The 19,424-nt window shown below is 70.6% G+C and carries 18 protein-coding genes; 13 read left to right on the top strand and 5 right to left on the bottom strand.

All coding sequences use genetic code 11. The annotated features are described in order from the left end of the window. Positions 1-91: 91 nt before the first annotated feature. The 8 genes from C9F13_RS04670 (at position 92) to C9F13_RS04635 (ending at position 8,030) form a co-directional block, all read left to right on the top strand. Positions 92-2,521, top strand: a complete 2,430-nt coding sequence (locus C9F13_RS04670; protein ID WP_108445030.1) for an LPS-assembly protein LptD — start codon at positions 92-94, stop codon at positions 2,519-2,521. A 32-nt stretch (positions 2,522-2,553) separates the two neighbouring features. Next, positions 2,554-3,198 (top strand): SurA N-terminal domain-containing protein, encoded by a 645-nt coding sequence (locus C9F13_RS04665; protein ID WP_108445029.1) that lies wholly within the window; start codon positions 2,554-2,556, stop codon positions 3,196-3,198. Further along, positions 3,198-4,247: a 4-hydroxythreonine-4-phosphate dehydrogenase PdxA gene (pdxA, locus tag C9F13_RS04660; protein WP_108445028.1), complete on the top strand. Its 1,050-nt coding sequence runs from the start codon at positions 3,198-3,200 to the stop codon at positions 4,245-4,247. Before C9F13_RS04665 ends, pdxA begins: the two co-directional genes overlap by 1 nt. Positions 4,248-4,432: 185 nt before the next feature. After that, positions 4,433-5,251 carry a 16S rRNA (adenine(1518)-N(6)/adenine(1519)-N(6))-dimethyltransferase RsmA gene (rsmA, locus tag C9F13_RS04655; protein ID WP_108445027.1) on the top strand — a complete coding sequence of 273 codons (819 nt, stop codon included), beginning with the start codon at positions 4,433-4,435 and terminating at the stop codon, positions 5,249-5,251. Continuing rightward, a complete protein-coding gene (apaG, locus tag C9F13_RS04650; RefSeq protein WP_108445026.1) occupies positions 5,248-5,646 on the top strand; it encodes a Co2+/Mg2+ efflux protein ApaG in 399 nt (132 codons plus the stop codon). The genes rsmA and apaG overlap by 4 nt, the downstream gene beginning before the upstream one ends. A gap of 31 nt (positions 5,647-5,677) precedes the next feature. Then, on the top strand, positions 5,678-6,499 hold the full coding sequence (locus tag C9F13_RS04645) for a symmetrical bis(5'-nucleosyl)-tetraphosphatase (protein WP_108445025.1): 822 nt from the start codon (positions 5,678-5,680) through the stop codon (positions 6,497-6,499). Between the two features lie 37 nt (positions 6,500-6,536). Beyond that, the gene (gene glpE, locus C9F13_RS04640) at positions 6,537-6,866 is read left to right on the top strand and encodes a thiosulfate sulfurtransferase GlpE (protein WP_108445024.1); all 330 of its coding nucleotides are present in this window, start codon (positions 6,537-6,539) and stop codon (positions 6,864-6,866) included. 3 nt (positions 6,867-6,869) lie between these two features. Further along, positions 6,870-8,030 carry a tRNA nucleotidyltransferase/poly(A) polymerase-related protein gene (locus tag C9F13_RS04635; RefSeq protein WP_108445023.1) on the top strand — a complete coding sequence of 387 codons (1,161 nt, stop codon included), beginning with the start codon at positions 6,870-6,872 and terminating at the stop codon, positions 8,028-8,030. Between the two features lie 3 nt (positions 8,031-8,033). Here the strand turns inward: C9F13_RS04635 and folK are convergent, their stop codons facing one another. Both folK and folB read right to left on the bottom strand, forming a co-directional pair. After that, positions 8,034-8,552, bottom strand: a complete 519-nt coding sequence (folK, locus tag C9F13_RS04630; protein ID WP_108445022.1) for a 2-amino-4-hydroxy-6-hydroxymethyldihydropteridine diphosphokinase — start codon at positions 8,550-8,552, stop codon at positions 8,034-8,036. After that, positions 8,552-8,917: a dihydroneopterin aldolase gene (folB, locus tag C9F13_RS04625; RefSeq protein WP_108445021.1), complete on the bottom strand. Its 366-nt coding sequence runs from the start codon at positions 8,915-8,917 to the stop codon at positions 8,552-8,554. Before folB ends, folK begins: the two co-directional genes overlap by 1 nt. A gap of 184 nt (positions 8,918-9,101) precedes the next feature. Here folB and plsY point away from each other — a divergent pair, with 184 nt between their 5' ends. Next, a complete protein-coding gene (gene plsY / locus C9F13_RS04620; protein WP_425432863.1) occupies positions 9,102-9,689 on the top strand; it encodes a glycerol-3-phosphate 1-O-acyltransferase PlsY in 588 nt (195 codons plus the stop codon). 477 nt (positions 9,690-10,166) lie between these two features. Here the strand turns inward: plsY and tsaD are convergent, their stop codons facing one another. Continuing rightward, a complete protein-coding gene (tsaD, locus tag C9F13_RS04615) occupies positions 10,167-11,204 on the bottom strand; it encodes a tRNA (adenosine(37)-N6)-threonylcarbamoyltransferase complex transferase subunit TsaD (protein WP_108445020.1) in 1,038 nt (345 codons plus the stop codon). A gap of 266 nt (positions 11,205-11,470) precedes the next feature. Here tsaD and rpsU point away from each other — a divergent pair, with 266 nt between their 5' ends. The 3 genes from rpsU to rpoD all read left to right on the top strand — a co-directional run bounded on the left by rpsU (position 11,471) and on the right by rpoD (position 15,744). Then, the gene (gene rpsU, locus C9F13_RS04610; protein ID WP_013333229.1) at positions 11,471-11,686 is read left to right on the top strand and encodes a 30S ribosomal protein S21; all 216 of its coding nucleotides are present in this window, start codon (positions 11,471-11,473) and stop codon (positions 11,684-11,686) included. A gap of 131 nt (positions 11,687-11,817) precedes the next feature. After that, positions 11,818-13,659 carry a DNA primase gene (gene dnaG / locus C9F13_RS04605; protein WP_108445019.1) on the top strand — a complete coding sequence of 614 codons (1,842 nt, stop codon included), beginning with the start codon at positions 11,818-11,820 and terminating at the stop codon, positions 13,657-13,659. Positions 13,660-13,899: 240 nt separating this feature from the next. Beyond that, complete coding sequence (gene rpoD, locus C9F13_RS04600; protein ID WP_108445018.1) at positions 13,900-15,744, top strand: RNA polymerase sigma factor RpoD; 1,845 nt, start codon at positions 13,900-13,902, stop codon at positions 15,742-15,744. A 136-nt stretch (positions 15,745-15,880) separates the two neighbouring features. On the opposite strand, the gene C9F13_RS04595 is transcribed toward rpoD, so the two are convergent. Continuing rightward, a complete protein-coding gene (locus C9F13_RS04595) occupies positions 15,881-16,534 on the bottom strand; it encodes a hypothetical protein (RefSeq protein WP_108445017.1) in 654 nt (217 codons plus the stop codon). A 97-nt stretch (positions 16,535-16,631) separates the two neighbouring features. Further along, positions 16,632-17,561, bottom strand: coding sequence for a LysR substrate-binding domain-containing protein (locus tag C9F13_RS04590; RefSeq protein WP_108445016.1), 930 nt, complete (start codon positions 17,559-17,561; stop codon positions 16,632-16,634). A 211-nt stretch (positions 17,562-17,772) separates the two neighbouring features. On the opposite strand from C9F13_RS04590, the gene C9F13_RS04585 reads away from it, so the two are divergent. Beyond that, positions 17,773-19,152, top strand: a complete 1,380-nt coding sequence (locus C9F13_RS04585; RefSeq protein WP_108445015.1) for an L-serine ammonia-lyase — start codon at positions 17,773-17,775, stop codon at positions 19,150-19,152. The last annotated feature ends 272 nt before the right edge of the window (positions 19,153-19,424 follow it).

Below are 19,424 nucleotides of genomic sequence, written 5' to 3'. Positions count from 1 at the left end.
CATCGTCGGCGATGGCAGGGCTCGCGCCGGCAGCACAGGCCGGGTGCGGCCTGTATAATACCGATTCACCCCGCCAAGGACATCGTGGAGCATGGGCAAGCGACACTCGTGGACATGGACGGCCCTGACGGGCCTGGCCGGCGCCGGCCTGGCGAGCGGGCCACTCTCGGCGGCGCCCCCCGAGTCGCTGCCGGCGGCGCAGCTGGACTGGCAGCCCTGGGGCGAGACGCGCCCGGCCAACGCCCTGTGCCGCGGCCGCTACGTGATGCCGGACTACCGCCTGCCGCCGCCGCCCGGCGAGAAGGTGGCGAGCGAATCCGACCGCGCCGATGCGGGCGAGGATGGCGAGACCCGGCTCGACGGCGAGGTGCTGCTGCGCCGCGGCGACGCCCAGCTCGAGGCGCCCCGGGTGCGGGTGCCCGCCAGCCGCGAGACCGCCTACGCCGAGGGGCCGCTGACCCTGCGCGACCGCAACCTGCTGGTGCGCGGTGCCTCGGCCGAGTTCTCCCTGAACAGCGACGCCGCGAGCATCGACACGGCCCACTACGTGGCCCACGAGCAGCGCCTGCGCGGCGACGCCGTGCGCCTGGCCCGCCTCGACGGCGAGCGCTACCGCCTCACCGAGGCGAGCTTCACCACCTGCGAGCCGGGTAGCGACCTGTGGCGCCTGGTCGGCAACGACATCCTGCTCGACCGCGAACGCGGCGTCGGCACCGCCAAGCATGCCCGGCTCGAGGTGGGCAAGGTGCCGGTCTTCTACTGGCCCTGGGTGCGCTTCCCCCTCGACGAGCGTCGCCAGACCGGCTTCCTGTGGCCGCTGCTGGGGCTCTCCGCCGATTCCCTCGACTACGCCCAGCCCTTCTACTGGAACATCGCCCCGGACCAGGACGCCACCATCACGCCGCGCTACATCAGCGATCGTGGCCTGCTGCTGGGCGGTGAGTACCGGTATCTCTTCGAAAACCACGGCGGCCAGATCGAGGGCGCCTACCTGGCCGACGACGATGGCGACCCCGACGATGAGCCGAGCTACGAGGGCGAGGATCGCTGGTACCTCGACTATCGGCACGCCGGGCGGCTGGATGCCCGCACCCCCTATCGCCTGCGCTACGGGGCGGCCAGCGACGGCAGCTACTTCGACGACTTCGGCCGCGACTTCGGCGAGGGCGACACCGCCTACATGGAGCGCCTGGCCCAGATCGACCATCGCGGCGACACCTGGCAGCTGCAGGCCAAGGCCCAGGGCTACCAGAAGCTCGACGATCCGCTGCTCGAGCGCGACAAGCCCTTCTACCGCCTGCCGAGCCTGACCGCCGACGCCCGCTGGTCCCAGCCAAGCGGCTTCTACCAGCAGTGGCGCTCCAACGTCACCCACTTCTGGCGGGACGTGGATGAGACGAAGGTACCCATTCGCGAAGCCGCCAACGGCTCCCGCCTGCACCTGGCGCCGGCCACCGGCTGGCGCTTCGACGAGAGCTGGGGCTACCTGGAGCCCCGGGTCGAGTGGCTCGCCACCGCCTACGAGCTCGACTACGGCGAGCGCGAGACCGACCGCGACGAGAGCCTGACCCGCAGCGTGCCGGTGGCCAGCGTCGACGGCGGCCTGGTCTTCGAGCGCGAGCTCGAGCTCGGCGGTCGCGACTACCGCCAGACCCTCGAGCCGCGGGTCAACTACGCTTACGTGCCGGCGCGGGACCAGACCGAGTTTCCCGAGTTCGACACCGCCGAGCGCGCCTTCTCCTGGAACCAGCTCTGGTCGCCCTACCGCTTCAGCGGCAGCGACCGGGTGGGCGACCTGAACCGCGTCTCGCTGGGCCTCGAGTCGCGGCTGCTGGTCGACGAGAGCGGCCGTGAGCGGCTCTCGGTGGGACTGGGGCAGGCCTACTACCTGGAGGATCGCCACATCGACATGGCGGGCGATCCCGACACTCTGCCGCCGGAGTCGAACTTCGAGGCCCACTATCGCGCGACCCGGGAGCGCTCGCCGCTGGTCACCCGGGCCGACTGGCAGATCACCGAGGCGTGGCGCACCCGCTGGCAGTGGCTCTACGACGACCACCTGGAGCGCACCGAGAGCACTTCGCTGGGCCTGCAGTACCTGGCCCCGGCCGGTCACGTGCTGAACCTCGGCTATCGCTGGCAGGTCCAGGGCTTCGACCCCTCCCAGGAGGACGAGGATCGGCTGACCTACGACCGTGAGGAGTACGACCTGTCGTTCGCCCTGAAGGCCAGCCGCCAGGTCGACCTGATCGGCCGGCTGCTCTACGACAACACCAACGACCGCGCCCTGGAGCAGCTGGCGGGTGTCCAGTGGAACGACTGCTGCTATGGTCTGCAGCTGGTGTGGCGCGAGTGGATCGACGACAACGACACCGCCAACACCATCGAGGACGACCAGACCGACCGCGGGATCTTCCTGCGCTTCGTGTTCAAGGGCCTGGGCGGCGTCGGCGGCGAGGCCGACAGCTACTTCCAGCAGGCCGTACCGGGCTACCGAAGCGCGTCCCTGGGCCGCCTGTGAGACATTCGACACCGATGAGAGGAAAGAGAGACATGCGCAGCCGACGTATCGCCACCCTGGCGCTGGCCCTGTGCCTGACCGGCCTGCCCCTGACGGGGCTGGCCCAGGAGTCGGCCTATGCGGGCCGTCAGCCGCTGGACCGCATCGTGGCGGTGGTCAACGAGGGCGCCATCATGGAGAGCCAGCTCGACGACCGCGTCGCCCAGGTCCGCAGCCAGCTCGAGGGCCGCGGACAGGCGACGCCCCCCGACTCGGTCCTGCGCGAGCAGGTGCTCGAGCGAATGATCGTCGAGGAGATCCAGCTGCAGATGGCCCGCGAGGCCAACCTGAGCGTCGACGACACCGAGCTCAACCGCCAGGTGCGGGCCATCGCCGAGGGCAACGGCATGAGCCTGGAGCAGTTCGCCGATGCGCTCGAGGCCGACGGCCTGTCGCTCGGCGTGGTGCGTGACCAGGTGCGCCGCGAACTGCTGATGCGTCAGCTGCAGCAGCGCCGGGTGGCCAGCCGGGTCGACCTCTCCGAGCGCGAGGTGGATCGCTTCGTGGAGCAGCAGGGCGTCAGCCGCGACCAGGCGCGCCAGGCACTGTTCCAGCGCAAGGTCAGCGCCGAGATGGAAGAGTGGATCCAGGAGATCCGCAGCCGCGCCTTCGTCGACGATCGCCTCGAGGCGCGCTGATGTCGACCGCGGACGCGCCGGTGCTGGCCCTGACCTGCGGCGAGCCGGCGGGCATCGGGCCCGAGCTTGCCGTGATGCTGGCCGCCGACGTGGTCCCCCCGGCCCGGGTGGTGGCGGTGGGCGACCCGGCCCTGCTGGCCGAGCGCGCCGCCATGATCGGCCGGGAGGTCGAGATCCTCGAGCTGGGCCGCGACGCGACGCCCCCCGCACCCCGCTGCGGCGTGCTGCCGGTGTGGCCGGTGGCGCTGCGCGCCCCGGCGCGGCCCGGCGAGCTCAATGTCGCCAACGCCGCCCACGTGCTCGAGACCCTCGACGTGGCGCTGGCCGCCTGTCGCGCCGGCCGCGCGGCCGGCATGGTCACCGCGCCGCTGCACAAGGGCGTGATCCTGGATGCCGGCCACGCCGGCTTCAGCGGCCACACCGAGTACCTGCGCGACGCCTGTGGGGTCGACGAGGTGGTGATGATGCTGGCCACCGACAGCGCCCTGCACGCCCGCGAGGCGAACGGGGAGGGCGGGGCGCCCCTGCGGGTGGCCCTGGCCACCACCCACCTGCCGCTGCGCGAGGTGGCGGACGCCATCACCGGGCCGCGCCTGCATCGCCTGCTGCACATCCTGCACGACGACCTGCGGCGCTGGTTCGGCGTGGACGCCCCGCGCATCGCCGTCTGCGGCCTCAATCCCCATGCCGGGGAGGGCGGCCACCTGGGGCGCGAGGAGCTGGACATCATCATCCCGGCCCTCGAGGCCCTGCGCGCCGAGGGGCTGACCCTTGACGGCCCCCTGCCGGCCGATACCCTGTTCACCCCGCGCCACCTCGAGGGCGTCGACGCGGTGCTGGCCATGTATCATGATCAGGGCCTCCCCGTGCTCAAGTACGCCGGCTTCGGCCGCGCCGCCAACATCACCCTGGGGCTGCCGCTGGTGCGCACTTCGGTGGATCACGGCACCGCCCTGGACCTCGCCGGCCGCGGCGTCGCCGACCCGGGCAGCCTGCGGGTCGCCGTGGCGCTGGCCGCCGAGATGGCGAGTCGCGGCGGCCGTGGCTAGACAAGACGTCGAGCCGTTCGAGGGGCGCCGGGGATAGACCGAGGCGGAGGTCCGATTCCAGGGAAGGAATCGGTAGCGTACAGGGAGGTATCCACAGCGCCTCCGCGAACGGTCTATCGCCGGGTCAGCCCCAACACGGCGGCGATGCGACAGTAAGAATCTCCAGAGACATAAGGACACCCCGAATGGCATCCCGCCCCCCGGTTCATCAGGCCCGCAAGCGCTTCGGCCAGAACTTCCTGCGCGACCACGGCGTCATCTCGCGCATCGTGCGTGCCATCGGACCGCGTCCCGGCGACCGGCTGGTCGAGATCGGCCCCGGCCAGGGCGCCCTGACCGAGCCGCTGCTCGAGGCCGCCGACGGCCACCTCGAGGTGATCGAGCTCGACCGCGACCTGATCCCCGGCCTGCGGGTGCAGTTCTTCGACAAGCCGGGCTTCGTCATCCACGAGGGCGACGCCCTGAAGGTGGACTTCCGCGAGCTGCGCGGCGACGGCCCGGCGCTGCGCGTGGTCGGCAACCTGCCCTACAACATCTCCACGCCGCTGATCGTCCATCTGCTCCAGGCCGGCGAGGCCGTGGCCGACATGCACTTCATGCTCCAGAAGGAGGTGGTCGAGCGGCTGGCCGCCGCGCCCGGCGGCCCCGACTGGGGGCGGCTGTCGGTGATGGCCCAGTACCACTGCCGCGTCGACGCCCTCTTCACGGTGCCGCCGGAGGCCTTCGTGCCCCGGCCCAAGGTCGACTCGGCGATCGTGCGCCTCACGCCCCATGACGTCCTGCCGCATCCGGCCCGGGACGAGGCGCTGCTCTTCGACCTGGTGCGCCAGGCCTTCGGCCAGCGGCGCAAGACCCTGCGCAACAACCTCAAGGGGCGCATCGATGCGGCGGCCCTGGAGGCGCTGGGCATCGACCCGGGCCGTCGTCCCCAGACGCTGGACGTCGAGGAGTTCGTGCGCATTGCCAACCACCTGGCCGCGGCCGGGGAAGGAGAGAGCTCATGACCCCGACGGTTCCCGAGGGGATCGAGGGCGCCATCCGCGTCGACGTGGCGCCGGACTTCCGCCTGGACGAATCCGATCCCGACGAGCAGCGCTTCGTCTTCAGCTACACCGTCACCGTGCACAACGCCTCCGACCACAGCGTCCAGCTGATGGCCCGCTACTGGAAGATCACCCAGGGCAGCGGCAAGGTGCAGGAGGTGCGCGGCAAGGGCGTGGTCGGCCAGCAGCCGCTGATCGGCCCCGGCCAGAGCTTCCGCTACACCAGCCGGGCGATCCTCGACGGCCCCGTGGGGGTGATGGAGGGCGCCTACACCTGCGTCGATGCCGCCAGCCAGCGCCCCTTCGAGGTGGCGATCTCCCCCTTCCGGCTGGCCGGGCCCAACCAGGTACACTAGATCCCGTGACACGCAGCGCAACGGAGCCGACATGACCACCTATGCCATCGGCGACCTGCAGGGTTGCCACGAGGAGTTCGTCGCCCTGCTCGAGCGGCTCGACTTCGACCCGCGCCGCGACCGGCTGTGGCTGGCCGGCGATCTGGTCAACCGCGGCCCCGGCTCGCTCGCCTGCCTGCGCGAGGCGATGGCGCTGGGCGAGGCCGCAAGCGTCGTGCTCGGCAACCACGACCTGCACCTGCTGGCGGTGGCCCGGGGCGGCGCCCGGGAGAACCGCAAGGACACCCTGGCGTCGATCCTCGCCGCCCCGGACCGCGAGCGGCTGCTCGACTGGCTGCAGACGCGCCCGCTGCTGGTGCGCCGGGAATCGCCGACCCAGGGCGAGACCGTGATGACCCATGCCGGCCTGCTGCCCCAGTGGTCGGTGGCCAAGGCGGCGGGCCTCGCCGCCGAGGCCGAGGCGCGGCTCGCCGGCGAGGGCGCCGGCGCCTTCCTCGAGGCGATGTACGGCAACGAGCCGGCCTGCTGGCGCGACGACCTCGACGGCATCCCGCGGCTGCGGATGATCGTCAACGCCTTCACCCGCATGCGCTTCCTCGATGCCCAGGGCTGCCTCGACTTCGCCGCCAAGGAGGGGCTCGACAGCGCCCCGGCGGGCTTCGCCCCCTGGTTCCAGTACCCGCGCCAGGACGACCCCTGGCTGCTGTTCGGCCACTGGGCGGCGCTGGAGGGCGAGACTCCCGAGAGCCGTGTGCGCGCCGAGGCGCTGGACACCGGCTGCGTCTGGGGCCGCCGACTCACCGCCCTGGAGCTGGAGAGCGGCCGGCGCATCAGCGTGCCGAGCCGCCAGTGAATCGACCGACACGCCCCCCGACGACGAGAGACCCGTGATGACCCCCGCGCCCTTCCAGCACCTCGACATCGCCGCCCTGGCCGACTGGCTCGAGGCCGGCTCGCCCCTCACCCTGGTCGATATCCGCGACCCCCAGAGCTTCGCCCAGGGGCGCGTGCCCGGCAGCCGGCGCCTGGGCAACGACACCGTCGACGCCTTCCTCGACGAGGCCCCGCGCCAGTCCCCCCTGGTGGTGATCTGCTACCACGGCCACTCCAGCCAGCAGGCGGCGGCCTGGCTTTCCGGCCAAGGCTTCGTCGAGGTCTACAGCCTCGATGGCGGCTTCACCGACTGGCAGCACCGCCACCCCGACCGCGTGGAGCGCTGAGCCATGGGCGCGAGCGACGACCGCTTCCTCGAGGGCCTCGAGGTCTATCGCGTCGGCGGGGCGGTGCGCGATGCCCGCCTGGGCTGGCCGGTCAAGGACACCGACTGGGTGGTGGTCGGCACCACCGCCGAGGAGATGCAGCGCCGCGGCTTCAAGCCGGTGGGGCGCGACTTCCCGGTCTTCCTGCACCCGGTGAGCCACGAGGAGTTCGCCCTGGCGCGCACCGAGCGCAAGTCGGGGCACGGCTACACCGGCTTCGTGGTGCATGCGAGCCCCGAGGTCACGCTGGAGGAGGACCTGGCGCGCCGCGACCTGACCATCAACGCCATGGCCGAGACCCCGGAGGGCACGCTGGTCGACCCCTACGAGGGGCTCGCCGACCTCGAGGCGCGCCGGCTGCGCCACGTCTCGCCGGCCTTCGTCGAGGATCCGCTGCGGGTGCTGCGCACGGCGCGCTTCCTGGCCCGCTACGCGGGGCTTGGCTTCGTCATCGCCGAAGAGACCCGCGCGCTGATGCGCTCGCTGGTGGCGAGCGGTGAGCTTTCGCACCTGGTCGCCGAGCGGGTCTGGGCGGAGACCGAGAAGGCGCTCTCCGAGCCCTGGCCGGAGGTCTACTTCCAGGTGCTGGCGGCGTGCGGGGCGCTGGCCGTGCTGATGCCGGAGCTGGCCGCGGACGACGCGGACCTCGACGCCGCGCTGGGGCGCCTGCATCGGCTGCCCGAGGACATCGAGGCCGAGGCGCAGGTGCGCTGGCGCTGGGCGCGCCTGGTCGAGCACCTGGATGATGACGCGCGCGAGGCGCTCTCCGAGCGGCTGCGCCTGCCGCGGGCGCATCGCGAGCTGGCCACCCAGGCGGCCCGGACCCGGGCCCTGTGCCGGCAGGTCGCGGCGAACGGCCTCAACGGATCGCAGGTGATGCGCTGGCTCGACGGCATCGATGCGTGGCGTCGCGGCGACCGGGTGGCGCCGCTGCTCAGCCTGGTGAGCCTGGACGCCCCGGCGCTGGCCGAGGACCTGGCCCTGGCCTGGCGGCTGGCGGTGCAGATCCTGCCCAGGGCGCTGGTGGCGGAGGGCTACCAGGGGCGCGAGCTCGGCGAGGAGCTCTCGCGGCGTCGCTGGGAGGCGATCGAGGGGGCGCTCGCCGGCCCAGAAGGAGGGCGGTGAGGCCTACTCCGCGGCGGAGAGGCGGCGCCCCCGCCAGGTGAAGTCCACCGGCCAGAGGCGCTGGTCGTCGGCCGTGAAGCGCGCCCAGTGGTCGCGGTAGGTCTCACCGGTGAGGGGATGGCGCGCCTCGGGCAGCAGCTCGGCCAGGGGCTGGAGCACGAAGGCGTGGTGGAGGATCTCGCCGCGGGGCAGGGTGACACCGTCATGGTCGCCGCTGAGCATGCCCACGGTGAGCAGGTCGATGTCGAGGGTCCGCGGGCTGAACTTGGGGACGTCCTTTTGCCGGCCGTGGGCGAACTCCAGGCGCTTGCACCAGGCCTGCAGCTCACCCACCGAGCACTCGCTCTCGAAGGCCACCACCAGGTTGTAGAAGTTGCGGCCGTCCTCGAAGCCCACCGGTTCGCTCTCGAAGATCCGCGAGACGGCGAGCGCCCCGAAGGTCTCCTCCAGCGCGTCCAGGCAGGCCAGGACGTGATGCTCGCGCTCGATGTTGCTGCCGATGCTGACGGTGACCCGGGCCATCAGGCGCCTCCCGGCCGGCTGCCGCGCTCGATGGAGACCCCCACCGCGCTGGCCGCGGCCACGGCGCCGGGCTTGCGCACGGTCAGGCGCAGCCAGGCGATGGCGAACTCGGCGCGCAGGGTCTCGGCCAGGCGCTCGGCGAAGGTCTCCACCAGGGCGAACTGATGCGCCTCGGCGAAGCCGGCGATGCGCTCGCTGATGGCGGCGTAGTCCAGGGTCTGGGCGATGTCGTCGCCCGCCGCGGCGGGGCGGATGTCGGTGCCCATCTCGAGATCGAGGCGCAGCGTCTGGGTGATGGTGCGCTCCCAGTCGTAGACGCCGATCACGGTATCCACCTCGAGCGCGTCGATCAGCACAAGATCCATCGGGGCTCCCCCGGTCATTGGTTGTGGCGGCCTGGTCGATGCGGACCGCATACGTATAGGGCAGGTCCGCCTGCAGGCGTCAGATTGTACGCCAGCGCGCTCCCCGACGACACCGCGGCCGCCGGCCCTGTCGTCCCCGGCCCGCGACTGGCAGAATCGAGGCATCATCGTAAGGAGCCCGCCCGTGGAGGCGCCCCTCGACCTCATCCTGCCGCTGATGGCGATCGGCTATCTCAGCGGCACCTGGCTCGGCGCCCTCGCGGTGTGCCGCCTCGCCGGCGTGGGCGATCCGCGGCTCGCCGGCTCGGCCAATCCCGGCTTCTCCAACGTGCTGCGCCTGCACGGCCCGCGCCTCGCCCTGGCCACCCTGGTCGTCGATGTGGTCAAGGGCATGCCGGTGCTGTGGCTCGCCATGTGGCTGGGCCTGCCGCCCTGGGGGCTCGGGCTCGTCGGCCTCGGCGTGCTGCTGGGCCACGCCTATCCGGCCTGGCACCGCTTTCGCGGCGGCAAGGGGGTGGCCAGCGCCTTCGGCGTGATGCTGGTGCTCACGCCCTGGGTGGCGCTCTGCTGCGCCGCGCTCTGGACCCTGCTGGCCTGGCGGGTGCGCACCGCGGCCGTGGCGTCGCTGTCGAGCGCCGCCATGGCGCCGCTGGCCAGCATCTGGCTGGCGCCGGAGTTCGTGGGGGTGGTGATGGCCTTCACGCTGCTGGTGCTGGGGCGCCATGTGCTCAATATCCGCCGGCTCGGGCGCGGCGACGAGCCCGGGTTCTAGCCAGGCTCGATGGCCTGAGGCCGGGCAACGAAGCGACGCGATATCTACCCGGGAACGCTGGCAGGAAGCACAGCCGCGCACGTCAATCGACAGGGACGTCGAGTGAGGGGCACCCGTGAGGGATTATGTTGTGCCCCGACGTGCAAGCGGCAAGCGAAGTGGCAGGGTTTCGTTCCCGGGATCGCGAGTCTCGTTGCGAGGCCTCTTAATGCGGGGATGCGGCGGGCGCCACAAGCTCATCCATCGGCCAGCGTGGCACCGCCTTCATGATGCCGGTCTCGACGCGCTCGCCGGCCGGCTGGCGCTTGGCGCCGTGACCGTAAAGAGCGCGATCATCGTGGTTTTTACGCCTTGGCGGGCGCCACAAGCTCATCCATCGGCCAGCGTGGCACCGCCTTCATGATGCCGGTCTCGACGCGCTCGCCGGCCAGCAGGCGCTGGGCGCCGTGACCGTAAAGAGCGCGATCATCGTGGTTTTCACGCCTTGGCGGGCGCCTGAAGCTCATCCATCGGCCAGCGTGGCACCGCCTTCATGATGCCGGTCTCGTCGCGCTCGCCGGCCAGCAGACGCTGGGCCCCCACGTAGGCGATCATCGCCCCGTTGTCGGTGCAGAAGCGCCCGCGGGGGTAGTAGGCCCGGGCGTCACGCTTGGCGCACTCGCGCTCCAGGCGCTCGCGCAGCCGCACGTTGGCGCTCACGCCGCCGGCGACCACCAGGCGCTTGAGGCCGGTCTGGTCGAGGGCGCGGCGGCACTTGATCACCAGGGTGTCGACCACCGCCTCCTCGAAGGCGCGGGCCACGTCGGCGCGCGCCTGGTCGTCGAGCTCGCCGGCGCCCTCCAGCTGGCGGATGGCGGTCAGGGTGTGGGTCTTGAGCCCGGAGAAGCTGAAGTCCAGCCCTGGTCGGTCGGTCATGGGGCGCGGGAAGCGCAGTCGCTTGGGGTCGCCCTGCTCGGCCAGGCGCGCCACCTGCGGGCCGCCGGGGTAGGCGAGCCCCAGCATCTTGGCCGCCTTGTCGAAGGCCTCGCCCGCGGCGTCGTCCACTGACTCGCCGAGCAGGAGGTACTGGCCGAGCCCCTGCACCTCGACCAGCTGGGTGTGGCCGCCGGAGACCAGCAGCGCCACGAAGGGGAAGCCGGGCGGCTCGTCCTCCAGCATGGGGGCCAGCAGGTGGCCCTCCATGTGGTGGACGCCGAGCACCGGGATGTCCAGCGCCCGGGCCATGCCGTGGGCGGTGCTGGCGCCGACCATCAGCGCGCCGACGAGGCCGGGGCCGGCGGTGTAGGCGATGGCGTCGAGCTCGTCGCGGGAAAGGCCGGCGTCGTCCAGCACCTGCTGGATCAGCGGCAGCAGCCGGCGGGTGTGGTCCCGGGAGGCGAGCTCCGGCACCACGCCGCCGTACTCGGCGTGCATGGCGATCTGGCTGTAGAGGGCGTCGGCGACGAGGCCGCGCCCGGTGTCGAAGAGGGCGACGCCGGTCTCGTCGCAGGAGGTCTCGATGCCCAGTACGCGCATGATATCGGCTCGGTAATGCGTGGATGGCGGCATTCTACGCATTTTGCCCCCCGTCGGCAGCAGGGAAACGATTTGCACGCGCTCGGCCGGACGACTAGAATACTGTCCGCTGCAAGACTGGGTCGTGCACCCAGGGGCCATTCCTCGCGTATTCACGCATCGTTCCGGTTCGCCTGGCGATCTCGGAGCGTGTTTCGTGGAGGGGCGAACCCCGCCGGGTGTGCGTACAAACCGAACTCAAGTTACCCAAGGTAGGTGAGTGCTTAATGCCTTCTGTCAAAGTACGTGATAACGAGCCGTTTGACGTCGCGCTGCGTCGCTTCAAGCGTTCCTGTGAAAAGGCCGGTGTCCTCTCGGAAGTGCGTCGTCGCGAGCAGTACGAGAAGCCGACCGCAGAGCGCAAGCGCAAGGCGGCCGCGGCCGTCAAGCGCCATGCCAAGAAGCTTCAGCGTGAGCGCAAGCGTTTCGAACGGCTCTATTGATCCGTACTGGAGTCGGTGAGGGCATCCGGCCCATGCCGTCTCAAGAGGGACGCCAAGCGGCCGCCTAACGGTGGCCGCTTGTTTTTGTCGCCGTCCGGTCGCTTCCCGCTCCCGCCTCGCAGGTTGTCCGCATGTCCGGTCAGATTCCCCAGCGCTTCATCGATGATCTCCTGGCCCGCGTCGACGTGGTCGAGGTGGTCGGCGAGCGCGTGAAGCTGAAGAAGGCCGGGCGCAACCACTCCGGGCTCTGCCCCTTCCACCAGGAGAAGTCGCCCTCGTTCACCGTCAGCGCCGACAAGCAGTTCTACCACTGCTTCGGCTGCGGCGCCCACGGCAATGCCCTGCGCTTCCTGATGGAGTACGACAAGCTGCGCTTCCCCGAGGCCGTGGAGCAGCTGGCCGGCCGGCTCGGCCTGGAGGTGCCCCGGGAGGGTGCCGACGATCCCCGGGCCCAGGCCCGCGAGCGCAAGCGCAAGGAAGGGGTCAATCTGCTGGAGCTCTCGGCCAGCTACTTCCGCGAGCGGCTGAAGATGCCGGAGGGCGAGAGCGCCCGCCGCTACCTGGCGGAGCGCGGGCTGTCGCCGGAGGTCCAGCAGACCTTCGGCATCGGCTGCGCGCCGGCCGGCTGGGAGGGGCTCAAGCGCCACCTGGGCGAGCGCGGCATCGCCGAGTCGGTGCAGATCGAGTACGGCCTGCTGGTGCATCACGAGGATAGCGGGCGCACCTACGACCGCTTCCGCGACCGGGTGATGTTTCCGATCCGCGATATCCGCGGGCGCACCATCGCCTTCGGCGGCCGGGTGCTGGGCGATGCCAAGCCCAAGTACCTCAACTCCCCCGAGACGCCGGTGTTCCACAAGGGGCGCGAGCTCTACGGCCTCTATGAGGCGCGCCAGGCCGATTCGCGCCTCGAGCGGGTAGTGATCGTCGAGGGCTACATGGACGTGGTGGCGCTGGCCCAGTTCGGCATCCGCAACGCCGTGGCGACGCTGGGCACCTCGACCAGCGAGGAGCACCTGAGCCGGCTGTTCCGCATGGTCGGCGAGGTGGTGTTCTGCTTCGACGGCGACCGCGCCGGCCGCCAGGCCGCCACCCGGGCGCTGGAGACGGTGCTGCCGCAGATGATCGACGGCCGTCAGGCGCGCTTCATGTTCCTCCCCGAGGGGGAGGACCCGGACACCCTGGTGCGCCGCGAGGGGCCGGCCGCCTTCGAGGATCGCATCACCTGCGCGAGCCCGCTGTCGGAGTTCCTCTTCGATCACGCGGCCGAGGGGCGAGACCTGGCCACCATCGAGGCGCGCGAGCGCTTCGCCAGCCAGGTGCTCGCGGCCATCGGCAAGCTGCCGGAGGGGGTGCTGAAGTCGCTGCTGCTGGGCGAGCTCTCGCGGCGTACCGGCGTCGACCAGTCTCGCTTCGAGGCGCTGGTCGCGCCCGCCGAGGCGCCGCCGGGCGAGCCGCCCCTGGCGCCGGAGCCCGAGTGGCGCCCCGAGGACGAGTGGCGTCCCGACGACGAGGGGTATGAGGCGCGCCCGGCCCCGAGCAAGGGGCGGCAGTCGCTCGGCCTGATGGGGCGCGTGCTGCAGCTGCTGGTGCACGAGCCGCGGCTGGTGGAGCGCCTGCCCGAGGCGGCCGACTGGTACCCCGAGGCGGATCCGGAGGCGCGGCTCTGTCGCGAGGTCGAGCGGCTCCTGCGGGCGGGGCGCTACCGCAGCGCCCAGGTGCTGCTGGCCCACTTCCACGGCACCCCGGAGGGGGAGCGGCTGGCCGCGCTGGCGCGTCGTGAGCTGCTGATTCCGCCCGGGGCGCGGGCCGCCGAGCTGGACGGGCTGGTCGAGCATTTCCAGCGCCATCGGCTGCGCTCATCGCGGCAGGAGGAAGTCGATGCCCTGCTGTCCAAGCAGCAGAGGGGCGAGCGGCTCTCCCAGGAGGAGCGCCAGCAGCTGATGACGCTGCTCGCCGACCCGAGGGGGTAGGGCATCGCAGGGGCGCGATGGCGCCGGCGTGGCGGGGGTTGAATTTTCTGCCACCATCACCAGATACGAGGAAGCTGCCTGTGAAAGGCGCAACCTCACAACCTAACACACCTGAATGACCGCGCAAACACACCGAACTGGCAGGATGGCGGCCTTACCCGCTATACTGTTCGGCTTATCGAGTTTTCACCGCCTCAGTACTTCAGGTGCTTCATTCTTCTTCGTCGAGATAGGGTTTCTATGGCTGGAAATGCGCAGCAGCAGTCACGTCTGAAGGAGTTGATCGCGCGCGGCAAGGAACAGGGCTTCCTGACCTATGCCGAGGTCAACGACCACCTTCCCGAGGATATCGCCGACCCGGATCAGGTGGAAGATATCATCGGCATGATCAACGACATGGGCATCAGCGTCGTCGAGGAAGCCCCCGATGAAGATACCCTGATGATGTCGGATCACTCCACCGACGAGTCGGCCGCCGAAGAGGCCGTCGCCGCGCTCGCCGCGGTGGAGAGCGACGTGGGTCGGACCACCGACCCCGTGCGCATGTACATGCGCGAGATGGGCACCGTCGAGCTTCTGACCCGCGAGGGCGAGATCGAGATCGCCAAGCGCATCGAGGAGGGCACCCGCGAGGTGATGTCGGCGCTGGCCTTCCTGCCCGGTGCGGTCGAGTCCATCCTCGAGGCCTACGATGCCACCCAGGACGAGGAAGCGCCGGGTCGCCTCTCCGACCTGTTCTCGGGCTTCATCGATCCCGACGAGGGGATTCCCGGCGTCGCGGAAGCGGAAGTGCCCGAGGAGGAGCCCCGCGAGGAGTCCGAGGGCGATGCCGATGACGACGACGAGACCGAGGCGGAGGAGGAGAGCGTCGGCGGCCCCGATCCCGAGGAGGCCCGCGCGCGCTTCGAGCAGATTCGCGAGCAGAACGCCGCGGCTCAGGCGGCCATCCAGGCCCACGGCCGCGCCTCGAAGGAGGCCCAGGAGGAGCTCGCTCGCCTGGCGCAGCTGTTCTCGCCGATCAAGCTGGTGCCCAAGCACTTCGAGCGCCTGGTCGGTCAGGTGCGCATCAGCGTCGAGCAGGTGCGCGCCCAGGAGAAGGCCATCATGCAGCTCTGCGTGAAGAAGGCCAAGGTGCCGCGCAAGACCTTCATCAAGGCCTTCCCGGGCAGCGAGTCGCGTCTCGAGTGGCTCGACGAGTTCGCCGGGGCCAACCCGAAGTACGCCGCGCGCCTCGAGCCGCTGCGCGCCGACATCCAGCGCGCCCAGCGCAAGATCGCCTTCGAGGAAGAGATGATCCAGCTGGCGGTGACCGAGATCAAGGAGGTCAATCGCCGGCTCTCCATCGGCGAGGCCAAGGCGCGCCGGGCCAAGAAGGAGATGGTCGAGGCCAACCTGCGCCTGGTGATCTCCATCGCCAAGAAGTACACCAACCGCGGCCTGCAGTTCCTGGACCTGATCCAGGAGGGCAACATCGGCCTGATGAAGGCCGTCGACAAGTTCGAATACCGTCGCGGCTACAAGTTCTCGACCTATGCCACCTGGTGGATCCGTCAGGCGATCACCCGCTCGATCGCCGACCAGGCCCGCACCATCCGCATTCCGGTGCACATGATCGAGACCATCAACAAGCTCAACCGCGTGTCGCGGCAGATGCTGCAGGAGATGGGTCGCGAGCCGACCCCCGAGGAGCTCGGCGAGCGCCTCGAGATGCCCGAGGACAAGGTCCGCAAGGTGCTCAAGATCGCCAAGGAGCCGATCTCCATGGAGACGCCCATCGGCGACGATGACGACTCCCACCTGGGCGACTTCATCGAGGACGGCACCATCCTGCTGCCCATCGACTCGGCCACCGGCGAGGGGCTGATCGAGGCCACCCGCAACGTGCTCGGCGGCCTCACCGCCCGCGAGGCCAAGGTGCTGCGGATGCGTTTCGGCATCGACATGAACACCGACCACACCCTCGAGGAGGTCGGCAAGCAGTTCGACGTCACCCGCGAGCGGATCCGTCAGATCGAGGCCAAGGCGCTGCGCAAGCTGCGTCACCCGTCGCGCTCGGAGCCGCTGCGCTCCTTCCTCGACGAGTAAGCCGCCGGCCCTCGCTCACGACGACGCCCGCAGCCATCGGCTGCGGGCGTCGTCGTTTGGGCGGTCGTCAGGGGCGCGGTGGCGAAGGGCGCACCCGGAGAGGGCGGGGCCTGTGCGCGCCGGCCCCCGAGGAGCCTCAGTCGGCCTTGAGGTGGCGCCAGCGGCGCACCAGCAGCACGAGCTCGACCATGGCGAAGAACAGCAGGGTGTAGCCGAACAGCTCGGTGACCTCCTCGGCAGCGTCCTTGAAGGTGCGCAGGTAGGCGTCGCCGAGGATCGCCTGCCACATCTCGCTGCGCCCGAAGAGCCGCGAGTAGACGTAGGTGGTCAGGAAGCCCGCGGCGAACAGGCCGAACGAGAAGCTGTTGGCGTAGCGCGCGAACTCTCGGGCGAAGGCGTGTCGGCCCCGGAGCACCACGAACAGGATGGGCAGCACCAGCAGCGCGACCAGCGTCTGCCAGGCGCCGTCGAACACCCAGGCGTCCAGCCAGGCATCCTGCTCGCGAATCAGCGAGGCGAGCGGCAGGGCCAGCAGCAGCAGCGAGACGTGGGTCAGCCGCGGGCTCGTCAGGCGCACGTAGAGCGCCAGGCCGGCGCTGGCGGCGAGCAGCAGCGACTGGGCGGGCTCGATGAAGCCGCGCTCGGAGAATCGCTGGCCCTCGAGGCCCACCGCCTCGAGCATCACGCCCTGCATCAGCAGGCCGATCAGGACGATGTAGAGCAGGGCGCGCAGGCTGGTGGCGCGAAAGTCGATGGGCGTGGGCAGTTCGGGGGGGAGGTGGCGTGGCATGAGCGTCTCGGGGTGAATCACATTCATTAATGAATGTATATGATACCCGGCTCGCCCGCGACTGCCTATCGATTACGGCGCATCGTGGCCGCGGCGTCTAGCCCGCTCCGTCCGGCGCGCGCCGGGCCTCCTCGACGATCCAGTCATGCACCGCGGCGACCCGGCGGTCGTCCAGCGCCCCCGGCGCGTGGACGATGCCGTAGCGCATGCCGGTCGGCACGCGCTGGGCGAAGGGCGCGATCAGCTCGCCGCTGCCGAGCTCGCCGCGGATCAGGGTCTGGCGGGCGATGGCGACCCCCATGCCGGCGATGGCCGCCGCCATGGTCAGGTGGTGGCGGTTGAAGGTATAGCCCCGGCGCAGGTTGAGCGGGGGCGCCGCGATGGCCTCGAGGTAGCGCTCCCACTCGGCGTGCTCGTGGCTGCCCCGCCAGGCCGTGACGTCGTGCAGCAGCGGGTACCAGGCCAGGTCGGCGGGATCGCGCAGGGGCGGGCGTCCCCGCAGCAGGGCGGGGGCGCAGACCGGGAAGATCCGCTCCTCCATCAGCGCCGTGATGGCGAGCCCCGGGACGTGGCCGTCGTTGAGGTCCAGCGCCAGGTCGAAGTCGCCGTCGCGCAGCGAGACGCTGCTGTCCTCGGCGGTGACGTGCAGCTCGATGTCGGGGAAGCGCGCCTGCAGTCGCGGCAGGCGGGGCATCAGCCACTTGTGCAGGAAGGAGGGCACCGAGCGCAGCCGGATCACCCCGCTCATCACGCCGCTGCGCAGCCGCCGCACCTCCAGCCCTACCGCCTGGTAGGCCTCGTCGACCACCGCCGCCAGGCGCCGCCCCTCCTCGGTCAGCTCCAGCCGGCGCGGCCGGCGGCGGAACAGCTTGAACCCCAGCCGCTGCTCGAGCTGCTTGATCTGCTGGCTGACGGCGCCGGTGGTCACGTGCAGCTCCTCCGCCGCCCGGGTGAAGGAGAGGTGGCGGGCGCTGACGGCGAAGACCTTCAGGCCGGCGTGGGTCTGGGCGTTGAGGTGCGAGTTCATGGTTTAGCCATTCTATACCGTGAGCCAGATATTCTCGATTGTCGGGGCGTCACTCCCTCGCCATGATGAGGCCATCTATCGACGGGCGTCGAGTGGCTTTAGTTTAACTGTCTGGTAAGCGATCAGGCGGCCGCTGGCCCTGGAGGGCGGAACGCCGGCATGCCGGACCGCCGGCACGCCGGACCGTCCGGCTCAGACACGAGGCATCATCATGGCAATCAGCGTCTTCGACCTGTTCAAGATCGGCATCGGGCCGTCCAGCTCCCACACCGTCGGCCCCATGCAGGCCGCCTACGACTTCGTGCAGGTGCTCAAGCGCCAGGAGCTGCTCGAGCGCGTGGCGCGCATCGAGGTGCACCTGCACGGCTCGCTCTCCGCCACCGGCAAGGGGCACGGCACCGACCGGGCCATCATCATGGGGCTGATGGGCGAGCGTCCCCAGCTCATCGACCCGGCGATCGTCTCGCCGTGCATCGAGGAGCTGCTCGAGTCCCAGGCGCTGATGCTCGACGGCCGCCTGGCGATTCCCTTCCTCTGGACCCGGGACCTGCAGTGGCACGACGAGAGCCTGCCCTATCACCCCAACGCCATGACCCTGGTGGCCCACGGCCACGCCGAGGAGCTGCACCGCAACGTCTACTACTCGGTGGGCGGCGGCTTCGTGGTCGACGAGGCGCAGGCCGCCAGCGGCGAGCTGGATTCCGACACCACGGCGCTGCCTTATGACTTCAACAGCGCCGGCGAGCTGCTGGCGCTGTGCCGCCTGCACGGCCTGCGCATCAGCGAGCTGATGATGGAGAACGAGAAGGCCTGGCGCAGCGAGGCCGAGGTGCGCGCCGAGCTGTGGCGGATCTGGGAGGCGATGCAGGCGTGCGTCGACCAGGGCCTGGTCGCCGAGGGCGTGCTGCCCGGCGGGCTCGAGGTGCGCCGCCGCGCCGCCGCCCTGCATCGGCGCCTCGAGGCCATGGACGACGACCGCAGCCTGATCGCCACCACCTTCTCGGCGATGGACTGGGTCAACGTCTTCGCCCTGGCGGTCAACGAGGAGAACGCCGCCGGCGGGCGCATGGTCACCGCGCCGACCAACGGCGCGGCGGGCATCATCCCGGCGGTGCTGCACTACTACATGAAGTTCCAGCCCGAGGCCGACGAGCGCTGCGTGGTCGACTTCCTGCTGACCGCCGCCGCGGTGGGCATCCTGTGCAAGAAGAACGCCTCCATCTCCGGCGCCGAGGTGGGCTGCCAGGGCGAGGTCGGCTCGGCCTGCGCCATGGCGGCGGCGGGGCTGACCGAGGTGCTGGGCGGCTCGCCGGGCCAGGTGGAGAACGCCGCCGAGATCGGCCTGGAGCACAACCTCGGGCTCACCTGCGACCCCGTGGGCGGGCTCGTTCAGGTGCCCTGCATCGAGCGCAACGCCATCGCCTCGGTCAAGGCGATCAACGCCGCCCAGATGGCGCTGCGCGGCGACGGCGAGCACTTCATCTCGCTGGACAAGGCGATCCGCACCATGCGCGACACCGGCGCCGACATGCAGGACAAGTACAAGGAGACCTCCAAGGGAGGCCTCGCGGTCAACGCCATCGAGTGTTGATGGCGGCGCGAGCCGCGACGCCCCCGTGAACGGGGCGGCTCGCGGGTCGCCGAGGAAAGAAGGCGCGATGCCCCAGGCGGGCATCGCGCCTTTTTTCGTGGCATGTACCGCCTGACATAGTTTGCAAGCTATTGATAGCGCACGCGTCTACACCATTGGTCGAGTTCCGGCCTTCTCCTGTTGCCCCGCCGCGCCTGCTCCTCTAGCTTACGTTAACGTAAAGTGTAGCGTGTTCTCCGGGGCCGCGTGATGGCGCATCACGGACCCTCGAT

The sequence above is a fragment of the Halomonas denitrificans genome (assembly GCF_003056305.1).
Classification (GTDB): Bacteria; Pseudomonadota; Gammaproteobacteria; order Pseudomonadales; family Halomonadaceae; genus Halomonas; species Halomonas denitrificans.
Note: the sequence above shows the minus strand (reverse complement) of the source record. Positions and strands in the feature narration are given on the sequence as shown.